Here is a 21,486-nt window from a genome sequence, read left to right as displayed (position 1 = left end):
CAAAAGCATAACTAAATATATTAGCTTCAATTCTGCACTATGGAGCTTTACTAATATCAGTCTGCCATTTTCACAAAAAAAGTAAAGTAAACCTGAGTTTAGAAAAGAATGTTAATTCCTATCAAATTAATCAACTATTCCAATAAATATAACTTTGAACACATATTCTATTGATATAAAAGAGTTTTTAAGAAGTGAAAAACTAAAGAATTATTTATATGGTTATACCTTGTTCAAGCATAGGTTGTCAAGCTATAGTAAAATCTGATATATAAATGTAAATTTTAAAGCAATGCAACGTAGAGATTGAAAAAAACAAGCATGACTAAGAAAGACATCATTATCAAAGATTTGAACCTACAACCTTACATGCAAACGTATCAAGCTATGCATGAGTATACTCAACGTCGTGATAATCAATCGCCAGATCAAATTTGGCTTGTCGAACATAATGCTGTTTTTACTCAAGGTAAAGTAGGTAAACCTGAACACTTACTTAAACAAACCAATATTCCTGTCGTACAAACTGATCGAGGTGGACAAATCACCTACCATGCTCCCGGTCAGCAAATTATGTATATTTTGTTTGACTTAAAAAGAGCAAAACTCGGCATTCGTGATATGGTCAGTTATCTGGAAAACAGTGTCATACAAACTTTAGCTAATTATGATATCATAGCCTATGCCAAACCTGATGCACCTGGCGTCTATATTGATACAAAAAAAATCTGTTCACTTGGTTTGCACATTCAACGTGGTTGCACATTGCATGGACTTGCTTTAAATATTGATATGGATCTCACTCCCTTTACTTATATTAATCCTTGTGGCTATGCTGGATTGCAAATGACACAATTAAAAGAATATGTCTCTTCAATCGATCGCAAAGTTATTAAACAACAATTAACGGATAACTTTATTAGCCAGTTACAAAATCAATAAGATAAAATTATGCAAAATGATGAACCAATAATCCGAAGCTCAAAATACCGTGATGCAGATAAAACACGTTTAATTCCAACTATTACGGTGGAAGATTCTGCCCCCTTAAAAAAACCTGAATGGATGAGAATTAAATTATCCGCTAACAGTGATAATATTGCCCATATAAAAAATACTATGCGTAAACATGGTTTACATTCAGTTTGTGAAGAAGCGTCTTGTCCAAATTTAGCGGAATGTTTTAATCACGGAACGGCTACTTTTATGATTTTAGGTGATATATGTACACGCCGTTGCCCATTTTGTGATGTTGCGCACGGTAGACCATTACCACCAGACCATGAAGAACCCATTAAACTTGCTAAAACGATTCAAGAGATGAGATTGCGCTATGTGGTTATTACCTCGGTTGACCGAGACGACTTAAAAGATGGTGGTGCAAGTCATTTTGCAGCATGTACAAAAGAGATTCGCGCATTAAGCCCGACTATTAAAGTCGAAACCTTAACACCAGACTTTCGAGGCTGCATAAATGAAGCTGTCGAAGTTTTAAGTCAAAACCCGCCCGATGTTTTCAATCATAATCTTGAAAACATTCCTCGTTTATACAAGAAAATACGCCCCGGTGCTAGCTATGAAGGCTCTTTAAAGTTATTAGAAGCCTTTAAAGAAAAACATCCGGATATTCCAACAAAATCGGGCTTAATGGTTGGTTTGGGTGAAACAAATGAAGAACTTATCCAAGTCTTAAAAGATTTGCGTAGTCATGGTGTGACAATGTTAACCTTAGGGCAATATTTACAACCAAGTAAATATCATCTTCCTGTTGAGCGTTATGTATCACCATCAGAATTTGATGAATTAAAACAAATTGCCTTAAATATGGGATTTACTCATGCCGCATGTGGCCCCTTTGTCCGTTCATCGTATCATGCTGATTTACAGGCTATGGGTAAAGAAGTGAAATAATAAATTTAAAAAAACGGTTTATATTGTGCAGAAATGGAAGCTGATTTTAAAACAGATTCAGAATCTAAAACTTCTGCTATAAAATTGTTGCAAAATTTTTTTGAAAAAAAGAATATTACCTATGACGAAAAACGGAAGATAAAACAATTATTTCACTACTTTGTAATATCATGAAACATTTCATTAGAGTAAAATACGAAAATCCTTAGAACTAACATTAAACAGTATATAAACTAAAAAATAATTTTTTTTAATAAAAACTAAAAATAAATTCTCGATACATAAGGAATATTAACATGAACGAAGGCTTAAAGTTAGAAAACATTAACGCATTATTTGAAAAATTTGAATTACCCAATTTTAACAGCTCATCAGTAATTTATGGTTGTATCAACCCAAAATTTTGGAAATTTGCACTTTATCAGGAATTAGCTGTTTTAGATATTAAACATTTCCTTATTTATTTTGATTCCAATGAAATTATTTTAATAGGTTTAACTGTAACAGGAGATTTTACCTATAATGTTCTCCAAATACCGATGACATCAATTTCAAATATGACCTTCAAAAAAGGTTGGATTAACAGCAAATTTGAATTTACGACTACTGAAAATAAACGATATCCATTTAAAGTGCCTAATTTTGTGCTGACCGCAAAATGGCAAAAACCAAATTTAGCGAATATTATTACCACCTATATTAATCAATAATTAACCCATTTATCTTTTTCTGGTGTTATTAAAATATTGCCTAATATCTTGTCTTATTAGGCGTTTTAATTTTTAGTTTTTACATTTAATATCGGCTCCTATCATTGATGAAAAGTCCAAAGTAAACTCGTTAACTATTTTGCTTAGTATTTTTGAAAAAGTGCCGATATGTTCTAACTTGCATATTTTTATTTTCTAGTTTAATTTAGCTATCTGGATTAACTAATAATTGAAGAGTAAACATGACGATATCATTTAAAGAACAACAACAACGTATCAGTTTTGTAAAACAATTTTTTGCTGAACAATTAGCAAAAAACTTATCGCTTATTGAAGTGCAAGCCCCCATATTAAGTCAAGTAGGTGATGGGATACAAGACAATTTATCGGGAACTGAAAAAGCCGTTCAAGTTAAAGTTAAAGCTATTCCTCAATCACAATTTGAAGTTGTTCATTCGCTGGCAAAATGGAAACGAAAAATATTAAGTATGCATCATTTTCCTGTCGGCGAAGGCGTGTATACGAATATGAAAGCATTACGCCCCGACGAAGATCAACTTTCCCCTATTCACTCTGTTTATGTTGACCAATGGGATTGGGAAAAAGTAATGCGACCAGAAGATCGTAATTTAGGGTATTTAAAGCAAACTGTCGAAAAGATCTATGCCGCCATCAAAGCGACTGAAAGTGCAGTATCCGATAAATATCATCTATCACGATTTTTACCCGAATCGATCACATTTATCGATAGTGAGCAATTATTAAAACGTTATCCTAATTTATCACCTAAAGAACGTGAAAATGCCATCACAAAAGAGCTTGGCGCTGTGTTCCTGATCGGTATAGGGGGTGATTTGTCTAACAATGAAAAACACGATGTACGTGCACCCGACTATGATGATTGGAGTAGCGATAATGAAATGGGATCAAAAGGTTTAAATGGCGATATTTTAGTTTGGAATCCAATTTTAAATAGTGCGTTTGAAATTTCGTCTATGGGAATTCGAGTTAATCCAGAAGCTTTAAAACGCCAATTAAAAGCAACCAATGATGAAGATCGTTTACAATATGCGTGGCATAAAGCTTTAGTGGATGGTGATCTACTTCAAACTATAGGGGGTGGAATTGGTCAATCTCGTTTAGCGATGCTACTTTTACAACAAAAACATATTGGACAAGTACAATCAAGTGTTTGGAACGAAGTAACTCATCAAAATTACACTAATTTATTATAATGTAATGATTATCTCTTCTATTTTCATGGTAGAAGAGATATTACTCACTTCTGATTAGAAAAATGACCTGCTTAGATCACCGAATAACATAACTTTATCCCTCTTCAATTATTCACGCTGTTCATTCAATTTTGTTTTCTGTACTTTGCTTTAAATCACCTTCTTTTTGTACATTCAATGACCCCTGAATGATGTTCTGATGATAAATCTAAAAATTCCGCTGAGACATGATTTAACCGAAGATAAATAATTTTTTTCTGTCCAGCTTCACAGGATCCGACAATTTTACCTTCAACTTGATCGGCAATATCGGTGGGTGAAATTTTTAACATATAGTCAGACGTTTTTACACCATTATTTTCAATTTTTTCAGCAATATCGGCACAAATAGCGTCACAATTTGATGCCAGCGCAAATGTTGGCATACATATCATCAAAACAGAAACTACTTTTTTCATGTCTTTCCTTAATAATATTCTATAAAAATAAAATAAATCAGATTGTTATAATTACTTATTAAATGATAACGATTAACCTTGCCATACAATTATCTTAGCAGATTTTAAGACAAATAAACTCAAATACCCTTTTCAAATAGGTACACGAATAATCGAACAGACGGAAACTTTTAAACATAATTATTGATGCTGTGAGTAACATCAAAATTATGCACTGTACTATTTGATAAGTATTTAACAAACCTGTTGATAACTCTTTATCTTATTAATTATTAGTAATTTATCATTCAGATTAAATAATAAACGACCTCAAAAATGATATTATTTTAAAGAAAAAATCAAGTATTAAATTGTTAAAATTAGGCTAAATTAAGACGGATTAAATAGACGAAAAAAGACTTCAGATAAATGAGCAGAAGCAAATACTTCCGCTTTCATTGACAATTATAAGGCGGTAAAAAAAGCGATGAGGCCAAAAATCACTCCTGGTGAATTCGCTATCGCAATAGGCCAATCCTTTTTTTCACGTAAAAGACCATAACTGACCCATAAGGAACAGTTGATTGCTGCCGCTAATGGCTGAGTAGGATTCGATTTCATACCTTGTAAATTATCAATGATTTGTGGAATGTAAGAAATGTACATACCCAGTGAAGCAATGGTTGCAATAATACCCAGATAATGGAAAGCTTTTGCTGAAAGATACAAAATGACCTCCTAATGATTAGTTAAATCGATAATGTTGATAGCTGCAATACTCATCATTTTGAATGAAAACGTTTAAATGGTATAAAACTCATTCATGACTAAAGATTAATTAATAAAGAACGAAAAGATTTGAGCAACGGTATCAACGTTAAAGTTAAATTCAGTGTTATCGCTTCATGTTTATCATTTATTTATTACACGAAGCGACCGGATGACTTTACTAGTATAGGTCAACGCTGAATTTATACAACTCACATTTTAGGAAACAGTTAGGTTAATGGTGTTTGCTTTGTTTCTTTACCTAATAGGACAATAGCCATTATTGCCATTAAAATAGATAAGCTAAATAACCCAAAAATCACACTTAAACGAATATCTTTAGCCATTAAAAAACCAACCATGAGAGGGCCTAATATTCCCCCTATTCGTCCAACCGAAGCAGCAATACCTGAACCTGTTGCACGAATATTGGTAGGATATTGCTCTGGAGTATAAGCGTACATAGCACCCCAAGCACCTAAATTGAAAAATGATAAAAAAGCACCATACACGAGTAAATGATTAACAGATTTAGCCTCACCAAATAAATAGGCACTAATTAATGTACCTAATAAATAGGTGATTAGCACCCATTTACGCCCTACTCGCTCAATCAACCAAGCAACCGAAAAATACCCCGGTAACTGAGCAAATGTCATAATTAAAATATATTGAAAGCTTTTTATCATGGAAAATCCTTTTATCATCATGACACTCGGTAACCATAAAAACATGCCATAATATGAAAAAACCACACAAAACCATACTATCCATAACATGATGGTCGAACGGCGAAACTCTGAAGTGAGTAATGAATTAACTTTTTTAATTACCGAATCATTTTTAGAGTTTGCATTCAAACTATTAAAAGCCGATGAATCGGGTAAGTTAAAACGTAAGTAAAGCGCATAAAACGCAGGGATAGCGCAAATAATCATCCCTCCTCGCCAACCTATTGCCGGAATAGGAATAAGAAAATAAGCGATTAGAGCAGCTAAAATCCAACCGACAGCCCAAAAACTTTCAAGTAATACGACAATTCGACCCCGATGTTCAGGCTCGACACTTTCGCTTACTAAAGTAGAAGCAACCGGTAATTCACCGCCTAATCCCATACCAATAAAAAAACGTAAAATAACTAAACTTGCTAGTCCCCAAGCAAATGCACTTAATCCGCTGGCAATACTAAACATTAATAAAGTAAATAAAAATGCCGATTTACGTCCTTTTTTATCCGCATAGATCCCAAACAGAAAAGCGCCTATCGCCATACCGATAGAATTGACACTGCCAATTAAGCTAAGTTGTTCAGGACTTAATCCCCAATCTTGTTTTAAGGCGGCGAGTATAAACGACAGTAATCCGACATCCATCGCATCAAACAGCCAGCCTGTACCGGCAATAAATAAAAGTTTTTTGGTTGATATTGAGCGTTTTGTTGAATATTGCATAACATAAAAATAATAGTAATTTTTTAAGATCAAACCAAATTCTGATTGAAATGTCCATAGCTTAAACGTATCCACCCTAATTTATCACCATAATCACTTCCTTGTGATACGATAATATTTTGAGCAAGCAATTGATTTAAAATAGCGATTTCTTGTTGTGATGATTTAACAGGTAATTGGGCATATAAATGAAAACCACCTAAAGGTTTTTGATAATTTATTGTGTCATCAAAATAATTATTGAGCCATACCATTAATTGATTCGCTTTAAAATTGAGCTGTTCACTCAAAAAGTGTTGATGAGTGAAATAATGATTTTTTAGATATTCTTCTGCTAATAATTGCGGCAAAATACTCAACCCAGAATCGATATGTTGACGAATATTCGCTAGATTTTCAATAATATTACGAGGTGCTATCATCCAACCCACCCGTATATTTCGACCAATATATTTAGAAAGCGATCCTAAATAGATAACTTGATTATGATGGTCAAACTTTTTAATGGGTGAAATGGATAATTGAGAATTAAATGCTAAACCACTATAAGCATCATCTTCAACGATACCAATACATTGCGAACGACAAAATGCTAATATTTCTTTTTTGCGTTTATCACTCATCACAAAACCTAATGGATTTTGAAAGATAGGATTGAGAAACAGCCATTTTATGGGTTGCTGACTAACGACTTTACTTAAACTGTCTAAGGTAATACCTTCATTATCGCACTCAATCCCATATAAGCGTAACCCTGCTGCTTGGAAAAGTGGCAAAGAGTAAAAATAAGAAGGCGATTCGATAGCAATTGCATCGCCTGATTTAAGTAATCCCTGGGTAATTAAAAATAGTGATTGCTGTGTGCCTGATGTAATGAGTATTTGAGATGTCTCTACCGACATAGCAAAACGTTGTTGCATGTAATTGGCTATTTGCGTTTTTAGTGCTGGCAAACCTAACTGTAATTGGTCACTATTTTTTTCATGCATGATAAGCTCATCTGAGCTGATATTGGGTAATAACAATTTGGGCATCCAAATTGTGGGTAAGTCCCCATTAGCAAGATCGATGATGTTAGATTGCTGACGTCGTATGAGTTCGACTTTTTGTTGATAACGAGATTGTTTATTTTGATAAAAACGTGCTGGTAACCGCCAATTTATTGAAGTATGCGCCTGAACACCCCATTTTTTATCATTAACAAATGTTCCACTTCCTTGCCTGCGGATTAAAAGTCCTCGTTCAGAGAGATTATCCAAAGCACGAACCACCGTTGTTCGATTGATGTTTAAAATGTTAGCAAGTTCACGTTCTGATGGTAATCGTTCGCCAGCAATCAATATGCCTTGCTCAATATAATATTCAATTAGTTGACTTACTTTATTAAAAAGTGCGCCTTGATAGGCATTTAATTTCTGATGATTCCACATGTTATCGATTACTCAACATTTTAAACCTTGCCAGACAACGCATAAAAAATTGGATGACCTAATTATAGTCCAATTGGCTGTATCTTACCTATCGTTAATTTTAAATAATACATAACTAAGCATTAATTAATTTAAATCAGGAGACGTGATGAATAAAATTATCGGAACACAGACCGTAAAACGGGGTATGGCACAAATGCAAAAAGGTGGCGTGATAATGGATGTGGTGAATGCAGAACAAGCCAAAATCGCTGAACAAGCTGGCGCTGTCGCCGTTATGGCACTAGAACGGGTTCCTTCAGATATTCGTGCTGCTGGTGGTGTTGCCCGAATGGCAGATCCAACTATTGTTGAAGCTGTAATGAATGCGGTTACAATTCCTGTTATGGCAAAAGCGCGTATTGGTCATATTGTTGAAGCCCGTATTTTAGAATCAATGGGCGTTGATTATATTGATGAAAGCGAAGTATTAACACCTGCCGATGAACAGTACCATTTACTCAAAGATGAATTTACCGTACCTTTTGTTTGCGGGTGTCGAGATTTAGGCGAGGCACTGCGTCGAATAGGTGAAGGGGCATCGATGTTACGCACAAAAGGGGAACCGGGTACAGGTAATATTGTTGAAGCGGTACGCCATATGCGCAGAGTTAACGAACAAATTCGATTAGTAAAGAGTAAATCTAAAGATGAACTAATGACATTGGCAAAAGAAATCGGTGCGCCTTATGAATTCGTCATACAAATCAAACAGTTGGGTAAATTACCTGTTGTTAACTTTGCTGCCGGAGGCATTGCAACCCCAGCCGATGCAGCCTTGATGATGCAACTTGGCGCAGACGGCGTTTTTGTTGGCTCGGGTATTTTTAAATCGCAACATCCTGAAAAATTTGCAAAAGCGATTGTGCAGGCAACGACGTATTATGACGATTATCCACGCTTAGCAGAACTATCTAAAGGATTAGGTGAGGCAATGAAAGGCATTGAGATCAGTAAATTGTCTGAATCCGAAAGAATGCAAGAACGAGGATGGTAACGATGCAATCACTCAAACCCTTACGGTTAAAAAAAATTGGCGTGCTTAACTTACAAGGCGCGGTTAGTGAACATATAACCATGTTGCTGAGTATCGAAAATGTGATTGCGGTGACAGTAAAAAAACCTGACCATTTAGCGGGGTTAGATGGTTTAATTATTCCAGGCGGGGAATCTACCGCAATTAGCCGACTAATTAAACAAAATGGACTATTTGACCCAATTAAAGAATTTGCCCGTCAAGGCAAAGGTATTTTAGGCACCTGTGCCGGCTTAGTTCTTTGTGGTATGACAACCACTCATCATGAAGTTGAACTTCTTGAATTAATGGATATTACCGTTGAACGCAACGGGTTTGGTCGGCAAGTAGCAAGTTTTGAAACCTTTTTAGATATAGCGTCAATTGGCAAGCACATTCCAGCCATCTTTATCCGTGCTCCTTATATCATCCATGCAGGTAACCCAGTAAAACAACTGGCATTTATTGATGATCACTGTGTAATGGCAGAACAAGATAATATTTTAGTCTGCTCATTTCATCCCGAGCTATCTAACGATAATCGGGTGATGAAATATTTTGTTGATAAATGTTGATGGGAAGTATTTTCAAAAGACAAGGGATAGATATTTAATCTGTGTTATTAAATATCTATACCCATATGTATAGGGAACACAATTGTAAAAAATACCAATTACTATTAGTACGTATTAATGTTAATAATGTTGATATTGCAAACTCATACCGTTTGTTTAGCAATCAGTAATCAAAATAATTCCTATATTTAGGTTTTTTTGAAAACATTTGCAGTATCGAAACAATAAAATTGACTTTAGGTCGTTTCTCTAGGCTATATAATTTTTTTCGGTAATTTTCTCGATTAGCAACAACCAATTTGCGCTCCGCTTCAAGTGAGGAATCGTTCTTATCGCGATCGTTGGTTTCAATGAGATGTGGTAGGGTAAAGTATGTTTTTATATTTCCGCACGTTCTGAAAATTTCAAACATATCTGCCTCGTATCTGATAGGCATTAGAAACTCAACCATCTTTTTTGCTGTTTTTAATGTAATTATATAGCCTGTAGCGCGAATAGCCTTAGCTATTGGGAAAACATTAAAATCGCCAAGTCTCATTTTTTTATTTTTTGCGTATTCCACGTCACCAGTTAGCAAAAAAATTCCGTTTTTTGGTTTTTTTTCGAATGCACTCATAAAATCTACTGTTCTACTATCGAAGATTGCGTCATCCTCAATAATTAGTGCATAAGGTAACCTCCGATTTATAATTTCTTTATACACACCTATATGACTGAGGGCACATCCAATTTCACCTTTCGTTAAAAAACAATTTTTATAATCATAAACATTGTCATTAATAAAATTTTCATCTAATTCACGCCCGTCAATCGCTGTAATAATTTCAAAATCCATTTTCAATTTTTTACATAAATTAGAAATTCTATACCGTCTATTTACCGCACTGCTCAAATTTATTACAAACACTTTCACTAATTAAATATTCTCAATTATTATTTACAAATAATACGACCACTAAATATACACTGGATATTATTAATTGACAATAATTTACTAAAAAACAATTAGATTACATAGCTATAAAATTATTACAATAACCAATGTTTGTTATAGGATTTGACAAAATCGTCGTCTATTTACATCCATCCAAATATTTAAAAATAGTGTTTTCATGCTGCAATAGTCGATTCCTTTCTCGATTTTACTAATAGTTGACGTGAGTAAATCAGTTTAAATAACTCATGCTCGTTCGTGCCACAATTAGTAATTATTTAAATGTTCATGTTTTTTTTTTATTTTTTGACAAATATATGTAATAGTAAGTAGTATTAGAATGCAATTAAAGCAAAATAGTCCTACATATTATTGCGCTCGATAACCCTGAGCACAAATAATCTAACTTAAATCAATTTACCGAACGGCATTCAAAGTAGCCCTATCAATTATAATTTTTCCATTAGGTCGATTGTTTTACCGCGTAACATCGTTGGTAAATTTAGAATTTCGACGTTAACATTGTCATGATTTTTTATTCTAAACAGTTTTTTCGTATCAGTTAGGTATGAACATGGTAGCCTAGGCATTCCAATTTTTTTTATGCATGGGTTTTTCATGGCTCTTTTTATGCTTCCGTTAAACTCTTTTTTAACTCCATATTTTCATCAAAATAATCTTGATCGTCTGGTTTAGACTGATATCGATATGAATTAATTTGTTTGCTATTTTTAGTCATTAATAATAAATGATCTTGACTAAATATAAGTTTTTGCAGTTCTAAAAAAGGCGTTTTCGCACAAGAAAAAAACGGGGTATGGGTTCTAAGATGTTTTAACACTTCGCTACCAGTTCGTTTCTGCTTTAAAACATAGACTTTATAGATATGCGAATGTTATTGATTTGTTAAAGTTTGCGGTGCGGTCACTGTATATACAAACTTTTAATTATTACAACTAGTTAGACAAATTAAATGTTTATATTACTTAACCGTAACGCCATTTTTAAACGGTAATTTTCAACTACGGATATTTCTTGAATGCTTAAAAAGCTTCGAAAAAGTTTAAACTAGATTCCATAATGTTATGGTTAAATAATTTAAACGCGAATCAACAATAACTAATGTCAATTATGTTCATTTTAATTGTTAAAACGTCTCGAAGCTATATACCATTGCCTAAATGAAGAACATTTTAAGTCATTCATCACTCATTACTTTTAACTGAGCTGAGGATAAGCAACAACAGAAGCAGTTAATTCAGGTTGACCAATTAAGATAAACTGCTTATTTTTACTATCTAACGCTTGTTCAATAGCCAATCCCGTTGCCAACCATAAAGCACAATTACCTGATTTACCAATTGAATTATCGACACTAAAAAAATTATTTGGTTTAAAATCAATAATATTTAAATGATTTAATACCGCTTTGTTTTGATCTTCACTGATAAAACTTGTCCAAATTCCGTCATAATCTTTATCTTTACCATCACCCCAAAGTAATGCCTTGTCGATTGTTTCTTCTAATGTTTGAGTTTGTTCACTACGATAGACTTTAATAGCTGATTCTCTAAAATCAGAAAGACAAAGATCATTAATCGCTTCTTCACCAGCAAACAACATGAACGATAAAAATTCGCCTTCATTTTCAGAAGGTATTTGAAAAAGATGACCAGCAATGACAATTAATAAATCAGAATCATGATCACGATGATCCAACCATGACTCAGTGAATAAAGTACTATTTTTAGGGTTTTTTATTTCAAAACTAGTAGGTTTAATTAATTTTCCTAAGGTTTGTGTCCAAATATCTTCAAGATTATCAATACTTGGTTCTGAATCAATGAACAATCGTACATGAATATTTAATTTTGGAGAAAGACGATTAAATATTGTTTGGTATTCAAGTTTCCACTCATCAAATTTTGCTTTTAATCGTTGTTCAATATAGTTACCTAACAAACTTTCAGGTATAGCTAATGAACTATATGCAATAGACTTTCTACCACTAACAACAGGCATCGAACTTAATAACACTTTATTGTTAGCCACGCCGACACCACTACCCTGTTTGCCATGATGTGTTTCAAGAGAATGACTTAACACGTATAAACCTCGTCTTGCAAATTCAATTAGCTCTTGGCGTTCGATTTCACAATCAATATTCCAATTTTCAATATATATATCATTACAAAAACGAATATAAAGATTATAAAAAAAACAAAACATCCATATTGAGACTGGAAAAATAATCGAAAAACAAATAAACCAAAAATTAGAAAGGTTATAAAAAACACTGTAAATTAAAGTACCCAATACACCTAAAGCGACAGACAAGATAAGAAAACCAAGCCAAAGCCAAAAGTTACCTTTTTTCTGTTTAGGCAGTGAGTCAGGGATAGCATTTAGATTAACGGGCATTAGCTTTTTCCTACTTTAGAGATAGATGAAATTAACGAACAACCACAAGCACTTTTATGCCCATCTAAAGCAATTTTTTTACCCTGATCTGTCATTGTTGGTTCACCTTCTATAATTGAATTGACACCATGCTTATGAATGGGGCAACTAACTAAATCACCGACTCGAGCAACAGGTTTACCCATTACTTTCATTGTGGTTGACGCGGTAATAACTTTACCGCCATGATTAGTATCATCACCTAAACGAATAACGCCTCGTAAATTAGTCATTTTTAATTCCTTTTTTATTTACCTTTGTTAACTTTTTTATTTGTTTATACTGCAACTAATTATAGCTAATTAACATTCAAATTAAAGTTATTATCTTTAATTAATATTCCATTAGTTTTTATACAATTATTGGGTTCATATTTGTCTTAGATTTCTGTTTGAATGCCTTTTATAGCATTAGTATTTGCTCATCGGTATAAGGGAATTTTAGTACACCTATGTAATAACAAAAATCACCTTTTACTTTCGTATTGGCGCGTGCTTTGTCATAACCGTCTTGAATAATGCGTTTAAATTCTTCTTTATTATAACAACCGATTAGACTACTACCAGCGATCAATAGGGCTAGTAGTTGGGTGAGTTTACTCATCTTTTTTAAAACCTTTGAATTTATGGTTTAGAATTTATGGTTTAAATTGAAAATAGGAAAGATTATCTTGATACAATTTATCATCCTTACCCACATAAAATTTTATGGTATGCGAATAACTTTCATTTGGTAACATTACATCTGATTGTGGATATATCGAATTCAGTTTTTCTTTATTGTTTATTACCCAATCTGGCACTTCGATAACATGATAATCAAAATCTACTTCAAGATTGACTTTGTTATAGCTATAACCTTGTGCTCGGGTATACTCATTTTTGGTGACATCTGTCACTCGTTCAACCACTATTGGTCCATAACAAAATTCATTATGGTAGCGAGTTCTTTTGAATCTATTATCAATGTATTCATGTAAATATTCTCGACCCAAGTCGGTTAAGTCATAATGATACAGTCCCGCTTGCCCTTCCACAGATTGTCGACTTAATAAACCAATTTCGGCAAATAGGGGTAATGACCTTGATAATTTACGTTTATTCCAAATATCCCATCTTATATCCGTTTCTAGAACTGGCTCATCGGTATAAGGGAATCTTAATACGCCTAAGTAATAGCAAAAATCGCCTTTTACTTTTGTTTTGGCTCGTGCTTTGTCATAACCATCCTGAATGATGTGTTTAAATTCTTCTTTGTTATAACAACCAACTAAACTACTGCCAGCGATCAATAGCGCTAATAGTTTGATGATTTTACTGTTTTTTTGTTTCATAAATTTTTTATTTGTTATTTATGGTCTCTTTTCTACGGTTTAAACTGTTTATAACCTAAACTATTTTGGTATAATGCATCACCTTTTCCTACAGAGAATTTAACTATATCTTTATAGGTTTTTTCAGGTAGTCTTGCTTTTATCTGAGTATATACCGCATTAAGTTTTTCTTGATTGTTTATTACCCAATCGGGAATTTCGTTAACATGATATTCATAATAGACTTCAAGATTGACTTTGTTGTAGCTATAACCTTGTGCTCGGGTGTACTCATTTTTGGTGACATCTGTCACTCGTTCAACCACGATCGGTCCATAGCAAAATTGTTTATAGTAGCGTGTTCTTTTAAATCTATTATCAATGTATTCATGTAAATATTCTCGACCCAAGTCGGTCAAATCATATTGATATATTCCTGATTGCCCTTCCACAGGTTGTCGACTTAATAAGCCAATTTCGGCAAATAAAGGTAAACTTTTAGCAAGATCTTCCTTATTCCAAATCATACCTCTGGTATCGTCTTCCTTCGCCAGCTCATCGGTATAAGGGAATCTAAGATCTCCTATGTAATAACAAAAATCGCCTTTTACTTTTGTTTTGGCGCGTGCTTCGTCATAACCGTCTTGAATAATGTGTTTAAATTCTTCTTTGTTATAACACCCGACTAAACTACTGCCGGCGATCAATAGCGCTAATAGTTGAATGAGTTTACTCATCTTTTTAATCACCTACATTCTTACGGTTTAATTTGTTTGTAAGTAAGACTATTTTCGTATAACTTACCCTCTTTACCAACATTAAATGTTATAACATCCTCATAGGTTTTACCGGGTAGCTGTGCTTTAGTTTGTGTATAAATCTCATTAAGTTTATCTTGATTGTCTATTACCCAATCTGGCACATCGATAACATGATATTCATAATCTACTTCAAGATTGACTTTGTTATAGCTATAACCTTGTGCTCGGGTATACTCATTTTTGGTGACATCTGTCACCCGTTCAACCACGATCGGTCCATAACAAAATTCATTATGGTATTTAGTTCTTATACCTCTGTTATCAATATATTCATGCAAATATTCTCGACCCAAGTCAGTTAAGTCATAATGATACAGTCCCGACTGCCCCTCAACAGGTTGTCGACTTAATAAACCAATTTCGGCAAATAGGGGTAATGACCTTGACAACTTACGTTTATTCCAGATCATTCCTCTTGTGTCGTCTTCCTTCACTGGCTCATCGGTGTAAGGGAATCTAAGATCTCCTAAATAATAGCAAAAATCGCCTTTTACTTTCGTATTGGCACGTGCTTCGTCATACCCGTTTTGAATAATGCGTTTAAATTCTTCTTTGTTATAACAACCAACTAAACTACTGCCAGCAATCAATAGCGCTAATAGAATGGTCAATTTACTGTTTTTTAGTTTCATAAACTATTTGCTATTTTCCATTGTTTCACTTGAGGGTTTAAGCTGAAAATAGGACAGGCTATTTTGATATAATTTATCACCTTTACCAACATTAAATGTTATAGTTTGCACATAACTTTTATTCGGTAATCTCACATCTCCTTGTATATATACCGCATTCAGTTTTTCTCGGTTGTTTAATACCCAATCTGGCACATCGATAACATGATATTCATAATCTACTTCAAGATTGACTTTGTTATAGCTATAACCTTGTGCTCGGGTATACTCATTTTTGGTGACATCTGTCACCCGTTCAACCACGATCGGTCCATAACAAAATTCATTATAGTAGCGTGTTCTTTTAAATCTATTATCAATATATTGATGCCAATATTCTCGACCTAAGTCAGTTAAGTCATAGTGATACAGTCCTACTTGCCCTTCCACAGGTTGTCGACTTAATAAGCCAATTTCGGCAAATAAAGGTAAACTTTTAGCAAGATCTTCCTTATTCCAAATCATACCTCTGGTATCGTTTTCCTTCACCGGCTCATCGGTATAAGGGAATCTAAGATCTCCTATGTAATAGCAAAAATCGCCTTTTACTTTCGTTTTGACTCGTGCTTCGTCATAACCGTCTTGAATAATACGTTTAAATTCTTCTTTGTTATAACAACCGATTAGACTACCACCAGCGATCAATAGGGCTAGTAGTTGGGTTTGTTTACTCATCTTTTTTAAAACCTTTGAATTTATGGTTTAGAATTTATGGTTTAAATTGAAAATAGGAAAGATTATCTTGATACAATTTATCATCCTTACCCACATAAAATTTTATGGTATGCGAATAACTTTCATTTGGTAACATTACATCTGATTGTGGATATATCGAATTCAGTTTTTCTTTATTGTTTATTACCCAATCTGGCACTTCGATAACATGATAATCAAAATCTACTTCAAGATTGACTTCGTTATAGCTATAACCTTGTGCTCGGGTATACTCATTTTTGGTGACATCTGTCACTCGTTCCACCACGATCGGTCCATAACAAAATTCATTGTGGTATTTAGTTCTTATACCTCTGTTATCAATATATTCATGCAAATATTCTCGACCCAAGTCGGTTAAGTCATAATGATACAGTCCCGATTGACCCTCAACGGGTTGTCGACTTAATAAACCAATTTCGGCAAATAGGGGTAAACTTACAGCAAGATCTTCTTTATTCCAAGTTGTCCACCGACTGTCTTCGTCTAATTTTGGCTGATCGGTATAGGGGAATTTTAGTACCCCTAAGTAATAGCAAAAATCGCCTTTTACTTTCGTATTGGCACGTGCTTCGTCATACCCGTTTTGAATAATGCGTTTAAATTCTTCTTTGTTATAACAACCAACTAAACTACTACCCGCGATCAATAGTGCTAATAGTTTGATGAATTTACTGTTTTTTTGTTGCATAAATCATTACCTTTTGTATGTATCCGAAATAATAATTGGATTGGCATCCACTGTATTGCCTTGGTTATCTTTGGTGGTTCTGCCGGTTGGCCAATAGTAGAGTTGTAAATTAATTTCGTTATTAGTCGAAAAATAACATTCACCTGTTTTATAGTAGATTTTAAAGTAACCCAATTTTTTTTGATCTTCATCTATTGCATCATTGTAAGATTCCACTTTTCCAACTTTACTTTTCTCTAACTTACTTTTTATTGTCACTGGATTTAAAGGATCCTTGCGTTTAATGAGTAAATCTTCAACCGAATCCTGCGTAAAGGTAAGAATCGGATACTGTTTGCCATTACTAATATTTAATGTCACTAGTTCTTGCGTATGTTTATCTAAAAGTCGAATTTTACCTTCATAATCACTCAGTTCCGATTTAAAATTAGGTAACCCAACCGAAAGATATATTTCCTTACAAAAAGGTGTATTATTTACGTAACCGCCTATTGGGTAGGAACCGACGTCAACTATTAGTATTTGATTTTCTAATTCTAGAATTTCTTGTACTTTCCTCATTTCGTCCTTATAGTATACTTTGTTATTTTCGAACTGAAGCACCGCATAGAGCCCTGTTCTTGCCACCATAAAGTCATTAATGGCTAATGCCATGCTGTCAAAGTTGGCTAAATAAGGTACGCCTTTATCACTTGGTTGTTGTAATCCAAATAGGCAGTAATTAAACCAGATTTGCATTTTATCCCAGTCATCGGTTTCATCTTTATAGATCATTTGTATAATTGCAGCAGCGACACCTGCAACTAGTCCTAGAATAAATATTGCTGCGCCAATCGGGCCAGAAAATAACCCCAATATTCCAACTGTTTGCATTAGACATACAAAACCCGAAAACATTTGCAAGCCACCTGCAATCATATAGGCTGTGCCTACTTTGCCCCCTTTGGCATAACCTTTTAAAAATAACATGCTCCCTTCGAGTATAGTGATAAAACTGGTTATGGAGCCTAATACCGCTGTTACCCCTACCGAACCTTTAAGAACACTATTGCTAATCAATCTCATACTTTTATTAAATCTTAATGTTCTTCGCCAGACTCTTGGTAGTGTTTTATTCAAAAATAATAACACTTCATTAACTGTTGATGCGTGGTTTGCAGCTACTTTACATAAGCCAAATTGCACATCGCGTTTTATTTCAAAGCGAACGGTTTCACTTAATGTGGGATCATCTAATTTTTTCAAATTTTCCAAATATTGCATATGGGCAACTATGGATTGTACGCCAGCGACTGCCATTTTACTGATACCAACTACCATATCGGCTGTTTTTGGTAAGCGAGTACTTATGCGGGTTTCTTTAATATCTTTCAATATACTCGTACAAAAATCAATTTTGATTTGGTTGACAATATTTAAGCTTCGGCTTTGGGCAAATCCAAACGTTAATGCTGCATACAACCAATTTCGACTCAATGCAAATGTTAACGTCGCTTTAATCGCTCGAAACAGCTCTTTACCATTTTGTAATATCTTATCATTTGCGCCAATTTCGATTATTTTTGATCCGAATGCCAGATAATCGGCATAAGTAGACTGCAAATTCCAATCGATGGTACTGTCTTGATCATCCGTTAGGGTGTAATTTTTATAAGACAGTTCTTGATCGCTACTTTCAAATGGTTCCCAGTAATTCAAAACTTCAGATAATTTTGCAATCGGGATATTTTGCAGCTTAATATACAGCATTAAGTAACCATGAATAACCAGATTACTTTGAATAATTAATGGTATAACTTTTAATAGCAAGGCGTCCGCTTGTTTTGTATCTTGTTGGTCGTTGGTTTGAGATTGGATTGATGGGCGGTTTGCCAATCCTGCTGAAACACGCGCAAATAGCATGAAATAGAGATTTAGCATAAGTTCACCTTTTTCGGCAAAAAAGTTATTCGCTAACTTGCCTTGTCCTAAATCTTGTTCCAGTTCTTGTAAAAGGACTTTTGTTTGCTCTACGCGCTTTTGCTTCGCTGCTTGTTCGCTGTCATACTGCTGTTGCAAATAAGCTTTAATTTGATCTTCGGTTTTATTCGTTAATTGTGGTGTAAAACTCGAATGTGATGCGAGTTCGTCTTGCATAATATCCAGGCGTTTATTGAAAACTAACTCCCAAAAACTGCCTTGTTGACCGTCAATCAGGTGATAAAACAGACTGTTTTCATTGTTTAGCAGAGTATCCCATACCGCTGATTGCTCTTCCATTTTTACATTACCCAGACAAGTAAAATCAATCAGTTTTAGAAAATCGGTTAGGTAGCCAACATGATTATTGGAACAGTTAGTATCACACTCGATTAACCAAAATTCACAATCATTATACTGCTCAATTGCTGAAGGGGCATATTGTGAACATCCTTTGAAGCCAAATAACCAGGTTAAGTAATAAAAATAATCTTGTGAAAGCTTAGTAATTGATTCGACAAACTTGTTATAGTCCGCTTGTTCTATTGCTATAAAAATTTGCTCATCAAGAGTACTTATTAAACTGTTGTATTTTTCTAATTGTTTATCTATGTTTTCTTTGGCGGCTTGTTCAGCAGTGTTATTTTGCTTGAAAGCTTTAACATCAAGATATGTTGTGTTATATAAACTTTTAAATTTTTCTAAATGTCTACTTTTTTCCTCTTTGCTCATGGTTATCTCGACAAAGCCTTGCTTTAAATAACTTTGGGATTTAGGAAAATTTTCAATAATTGGAAAGGCTTCTGACTGGTTTCTGATGACATAATAGTCATAAAATACCTTATCCTTCGCTTTCGCTGTTTCAGACGAGATAATTTGGTTGCGGTATTCATTTATTAACGCTAATGTTTTGCGTTTATGCAATCTTTCTTCTTTAAAATATTGCTTACTGATAATATCTGAACTCAACGAGTTGTAAGTGTCATAATATTGTTTTTCGTTAATGTCATCAAAAATACTTTTATCACGTGCAGGCTCTTTATTGTTTAATATTGCATTGTATTTTTCATCTAACCGTTTGTTTGCTTCAATGATTTTTTTGTAATTTTCATCGATTTTCTTGGCATAGATTTCTTCCGATTGAATAATTAACTGCGTGATGGGTTCGATTTTTAGCTGTCGTTGTAAGCTTAGCTCTTCTGCGATACCAAAGGGATCTTCAATCACAACAACTGGCACAACAAAACGCTTATCTTTTTCAAATGTATTAATTTGCTCTTTTAACACATCATGTGAATTCAAATATTCTTTATTATTTGCTTTATGGCGATCTCGTAACGAGTTGAATTTGTGTGCTGTAATAAAGGTATCTTTATCTTCAATCAGTTCTTTATCATCGCTATCATGTTCACTTTCATCATCATTACCTTGATTATGTATGATGTTTGTCGGTTTTGCGGCTAATTCTAATAATGAATTATCTGATAATAATTGGTTGAATGCAAAACTTCGTCCATCTTTGTCAGCCAATTTGGTGGGATCTTTATAAGTTTCCTGATTTAAATTGATTTTGGTAAACCGTTTTAACGCCGTATTTAAATCGATAGTTTTAGTATTGCGTTTTGCCGATTCGGTATTACTATTTTGCCCATTTTGCGATGAATCATTTTTTTGATCTTGTTTGGATGGTAAATCAATGGTGATCGAGGATTCATTCATTAATTTTAGGTACTTTTCTACCGCACTGTTTTCACCTTGAGACCATGCTCGACGGGTATAGGCAATGTAGGCTTCGCCTTCGTATACCGTGATGTCAATATTGATAAAGGATCCAGGTATATGGTGATTATTACCGTCTTTGGTACACGCTGCGGGGATCTCTTTAACGTTTCGCTCTTTTAAGTCAGTAATGGTTTTATGACGAAATACCCCTGATGGTGTCACTTCGTATCCTAAAAATTCCCATCCTTTGGTTTTATGTTTCACTAAGATATAAACGTAACCAACTCGTAACGTTCGATAAACGTATTTATGGGTAAGCAAGTCAACTTGTGGCTCACGCTTTGTATCGGTAAATTTAATAGCTTCTCCCATTTGTTGGGCTAAGCTAAAGCTTGTACTAATCGGGGCTTTTCGAACTAGAAAAATGGGAAATCCTTTACGTTCACAAACGCCACAACCGCCATTTGCTAAAGCTGAACGGGAGTCTTTACCATCTTTGTTTGCTTCGGCATAAATAATGCGATCTTCGAGTTCAGCGGCTTGTTCTTCTTTTCGTTTTTTTTGTTGTTCTTCTTCTGTGGTTTTGTTTGTTTCTTGCTTTTCCATTTTTCTATTCCTGTATTTATCTATC

21 protein-coding genes are annotated in these 21,486 nt (G+C 34.0%); 6 read left to right on the top strand and 15 right to left on the bottom strand.

Annotation, left to right across the window (positions count from 1 at the left end; genetic code table 11):
- Positions 1 to 321 precede the first annotated feature (321 nt).
- From lipB to asnA, 4 genes are all read left to right on the top strand, one after another.
- Positions 322 to 942, top strand: coding sequence for a lipoyl(octanoyl) transferase LipB (lipB, locus tag ACGH4F_RS04700; RefSeq protein ID WP_411590200.1), 621 nt, complete (start codon positions 322 to 324; stop codon positions 940 to 942).
- A gap of 9 nt (positions 943 to 951) precedes the next feature.
- Entirely contained in the window at positions 952 to 1,911 is a 960-nt protein-coding gene (lipA, locus tag ACGH4F_RS04695; protein WP_267352536.1) for a lipoyl synthase, read from the top strand.
- A 296-nt stretch (positions 1,912 to 2,207) separates the two neighbouring features.
- Positions 2,208 to 2,621: a hypothetical protein gene (locus ACGH4F_RS04690; protein WP_411590198.1), complete on the top strand. Its 414-nt coding sequence runs from the start codon at positions 2,208 to 2,210 to the stop codon at positions 2,619 to 2,621.
- Positions 2,622 to 2,863: 242 nt separating this feature from the next.
- Positions 2,864 to 3,856: an aspartate--ammonia ligase gene (gene asnA / locus ACGH4F_RS04685; protein WP_411590197.1), complete on the top strand. Its 993-nt coding sequence runs from the start codon at positions 2,864 to 2,866 to the stop codon at positions 3,854 to 3,856.
- 155 nt (positions 3,857 to 4,011) lie between these two features.
- Here asnA and ACGH4F_RS04680 read toward each other — a convergent pair whose 3' ends face one another.
- The 4 genes from ACGH4F_RS04680 to ACGH4F_RS04665 all read right to left on the bottom strand — a co-directional run bounded on the left by ACGH4F_RS04680 (position 4,012) and on the right by ACGH4F_RS04665 (position 7,942).
- Entirely contained in the window at positions 4,012 to 4,314 is a 303-nt protein-coding gene (locus ACGH4F_RS04680; RefSeq protein ID WP_411590195.1) for a DUF1161 domain-containing protein, read from the bottom strand.
- Between the two features lie 444 nt (positions 4,315 to 4,758).
- Positions 4,759 to 5,022, bottom strand: coding sequence for a SemiSWEET family transporter (locus tag ACGH4F_RS04675; protein ID WP_081299178.1), 264 nt, complete (start codon positions 5,020 to 5,022; stop codon positions 4,759 to 4,761).
- A gap of 269 nt (positions 5,023 to 5,291) precedes the next feature.
- On the bottom strand, positions 5,292 to 6,512 hold the full coding sequence (locus ACGH4F_RS04670; protein ID WP_411590249.1) for an MFS transporter: 1,221 nt from the start codon (positions 6,510 to 6,512) through the stop codon (positions 5,292 to 5,294).
- A gap of 29 nt (positions 6,513 to 6,541) precedes the next feature.
- Positions 6,542 to 7,942 carry a PLP-dependent aminotransferase family protein gene (locus ACGH4F_RS04665; protein ID WP_411590194.1) on the bottom strand — a complete coding sequence of 467 codons (1,401 nt, stop codon included), beginning with the start codon at positions 7,940 to 7,942 and terminating at the stop codon, positions 6,542 to 6,544.
- Between the two features lie 148 nt (positions 7,943 to 8,090).
- Between ACGH4F_RS04665 and pdxS the strand changes: the two genes are divergently transcribed.
- Both pdxS and pdxT read left to right on the top strand, forming a co-directional pair.
- A complete protein-coding gene (gene pdxS / locus ACGH4F_RS04660) occupies positions 8,091 to 8,978 on the top strand; it encodes a pyridoxal 5'-phosphate synthase subunit PdxS (RefSeq protein ID WP_411590193.1) in 888 nt (295 codons plus the stop codon).
- A gap of 2 nt (positions 8,979 to 8,980) precedes the next feature.
- Positions 8,981 to 9,571: a pyridoxal 5'-phosphate synthase glutaminase subunit PdxT gene (pdxT, locus tag ACGH4F_RS04655; protein ID WP_267352530.1), complete on the top strand. Its 591-nt coding sequence runs from the start codon at positions 8,981 to 8,983 to the stop codon at positions 9,569 to 9,571.
- Positions 9,572 to 9,734: 163 nt separating this feature from the next.
- Here the strand turns inward: pdxT and ACGH4F_RS04650 are convergent, their stop codons facing one another.
- The 11 genes from ACGH4F_RS04650 to ACGH4F_RS04600 form a co-directional block, all read right to left on the bottom strand.
- Positions 9,735 to 10,484, bottom strand: coding sequence for a glycosyltransferase family 25 protein (locus tag ACGH4F_RS04650; protein WP_411590191.1), 750 nt, complete (start codon positions 10,482 to 10,484; stop codon positions 9,735 to 9,737).
- A 649-nt stretch (positions 10,485 to 11,133) separates the two neighbouring features.
- Complete coding sequence (locus ACGH4F_RS04645) at positions 11,134 to 11,346, bottom strand: hypothetical protein (RefSeq protein ID WP_267352528.1); 213 nt, start codon at positions 11,344 to 11,346, stop codon at positions 11,134 to 11,136.
- Positions 11,347 to 11,723: 377 nt separating this feature from the next.
- Positions 11,724 to 12,926: a hypothetical protein gene (locus ACGH4F_RS04640; RefSeq protein WP_411590190.1), complete on the bottom strand. Its 1,203-nt coding sequence runs from the start codon at positions 12,924 to 12,926 to the stop codon at positions 11,724 to 11,726.
- Positions 12,926 to 13,198: a PAAR domain-containing protein gene (locus ACGH4F_RS04635; RefSeq protein ID WP_267352526.1), complete on the bottom strand. Its 273-nt coding sequence runs from the start codon at positions 13,196 to 13,198 to the stop codon at positions 12,926 to 12,928. Before ACGH4F_RS04635 ends, ACGH4F_RS04640 begins: the two co-directional genes overlap by 1 nt.
- Positions 13,199 to 13,367: 169 nt before the next feature.
- Positions 13,368 to 13,568, bottom strand: coding sequence for a hypothetical protein (locus ACGH4F_RS04630; RefSeq protein WP_411590189.1), 201 nt, complete (start codon positions 13,566 to 13,568; stop codon positions 13,368 to 13,370).
- 34 nt (positions 13,569 to 13,602) lie between these two features.
- Complete coding sequence (locus tag ACGH4F_RS04625; RefSeq protein ID WP_411590187.1) at positions 13,603 to 14,298, bottom strand: hypothetical protein; 696 nt, start codon at positions 14,296 to 14,298, stop codon at positions 13,603 to 13,605.
- Positions 14,299 to 14,330: 32 nt separating this feature from the next.
- The gene (locus ACGH4F_RS04620) at positions 14,331 to 15,014 is read right to left on the bottom strand and encodes a hypothetical protein (protein ID WP_411590186.1); all 684 of its coding nucleotides are present in this window, start codon (positions 15,012 to 15,014) and stop codon (positions 14,331 to 14,333) included.
- Positions 15,015 to 15,034: 20 nt separating this feature from the next.
- Complete coding sequence (locus ACGH4F_RS04615) at positions 15,035 to 15,730, bottom strand: hypothetical protein (protein ID WP_411590185.1); 696 nt, start codon at positions 15,728 to 15,730, stop codon at positions 15,035 to 15,037.
- A gap of 3 nt (positions 15,731 to 15,733) precedes the next feature.
- Positions 15,734 to 16,444 (bottom strand): hypothetical protein, encoded by a 711-nt coding sequence (locus ACGH4F_RS04610; protein ID WP_411590183.1) that lies wholly within the window; start codon positions 16,442 to 16,444, stop codon positions 15,734 to 15,736.
- A gap of 34 nt (positions 16,445 to 16,478) precedes the next feature.
- Positions 16,479 to 17,174, bottom strand: coding sequence for a hypothetical protein (locus tag ACGH4F_RS04605; RefSeq protein ID WP_411590182.1), 696 nt, complete (start codon positions 17,172 to 17,174; stop codon positions 16,479 to 16,481).
- A gap of 6 nt (positions 17,175 to 17,180) precedes the next feature.
- Positions 17,181 to 21,461 (bottom strand): toxin VasX, encoded by a 4,281-nt coding sequence (locus tag ACGH4F_RS04600; protein WP_411590180.1) that lies wholly within the window; start codon positions 21,459 to 21,461, stop codon positions 17,181 to 17,183.
- Positions 21,462 to 21,486 lie beyond the last annotated feature (25 nt).

The sequence above is a fragment of the Gilliamella sp. CG35 genome, assembly GCF_046635745.1.
Lineage (GTDB): Bacteria > Pseudomonadota > Gammaproteobacteria > Enterobacterales > Orbaceae > Gilliamella > Gilliamella apicola_I.
This window is presented reverse-complemented; position numbering and strand designations above follow the sequence as displayed.

Excerpts from the sequence above, each read along its gene's own strand:
- lipB (WP_411590200.1), top strand. The coding sequence starts at position 322 with ATGACTAAGAAAGACATCATTATCAAAGATTTGAACCTACAACCTTAC.
- lipA (WP_267352536.1), top strand. The coding sequence starts at position 952 with ATGCAAAATGATGAACCAATAATCCGAAGCTCAAAATACCGTGATGCA.
- ACGH4F_RS04690 (WP_411590198.1), top strand. The coding sequence starts at position 2,208 with ATGAACGAAGGCTTAAAGTTAGAAAACATTAACGCATTATTTGAAAAA.
- asnA (WP_411590197.1), top strand. The coding sequence starts at position 2,864 with ATGACGATATCATTTAAAGAACAACAACAACGTATCAGTTTTGTAAAA.
- ACGH4F_RS04680 (WP_411590195.1), bottom strand. The coding sequence starts at position 4,314 with ATGAAAAAAGTAGTTTCTGTTTTGATGATATGTATGCCAACATTTGCG.
- ACGH4F_RS04670 (WP_411590249.1), bottom strand. The coding sequence starts at position 6,512 with ATGCAATATTCAACAAAACGCTCAATATCAACCAAAAAACTTTTATTT.
- ACGH4F_RS04665 (WP_411590194.1), bottom strand. The coding sequence starts at position 7,942 with ATGTGGAATCATCAGAAATTAAATGCCTATCAAGGCGCACTTTTTAAT.
- pdxS (WP_411590193.1), top strand. The coding sequence starts at position 8,091 with ATGAATAAAATTATCGGAACACAGACCGTAAAACGGGGTATGGCACAA.
- pdxT (WP_267352530.1), top strand. The coding sequence starts at position 8,981 with ATGCAATCACTCAAACCCTTACGGTTAAAAAAAATTGGCGTGCTTAAC.
- ACGH4F_RS04640 (WP_411590190.1), bottom strand. The coding sequence starts at position 12,926 with ATGCCCGTTAATCTAAATGCTATCCCTGACTCACTGCCTAAACAGAAA.
- ACGH4F_RS04635 (WP_267352526.1), bottom strand. The coding sequence starts at position 13,198 with ATGACTAATTTACGAGGCGTTATTCGTTTAGGTGATGATACTAATCAT.
- ACGH4F_RS04630 (WP_411590189.1), bottom strand. The coding sequence starts at position 13,568 with ATGAGTAAACTCACCCAACTACTAGCCCTATTGATCGCTGGTAGTAGT.
- ACGH4F_RS04625 (WP_411590187.1), bottom strand. The coding sequence starts at position 14,298 with ATGAAACAAAAAAACAGTAAAATCATCAAACTATTAGCGCTATTGATC.
- ACGH4F_RS04620 (WP_411590186.1), bottom strand. The coding sequence starts at position 15,014 with ATGAGTAAACTCATTCAACTATTAGCGCTATTGATCGCCGGCAGTAGT.
- ACGH4F_RS04615 (WP_411590185.1), bottom strand. The coding sequence starts at position 15,730 with ATGAAACTAAAAAACAGTAAATTGACCATTCTATTAGCGCTATTGATT.
- ACGH4F_RS04610 (WP_411590183.1), bottom strand. The coding sequence starts at position 16,444 with ATGAGTAAACAAACCCAACTACTAGCCCTATTGATCGCTGGTGGTAGT.
- ACGH4F_RS04605 (WP_411590182.1), bottom strand. The coding sequence starts at position 17,174 with ATGCAACAAAAAAACAGTAAATTCATCAAACTATTAGCACTATTGATC.
- ACGH4F_RS04600 (WP_411590180.1), bottom strand. The coding sequence starts at position 21,461 with ATGGAAAAGCAAGAAACAAACAAAACCACAGAAGAAGAACAACAAAAA.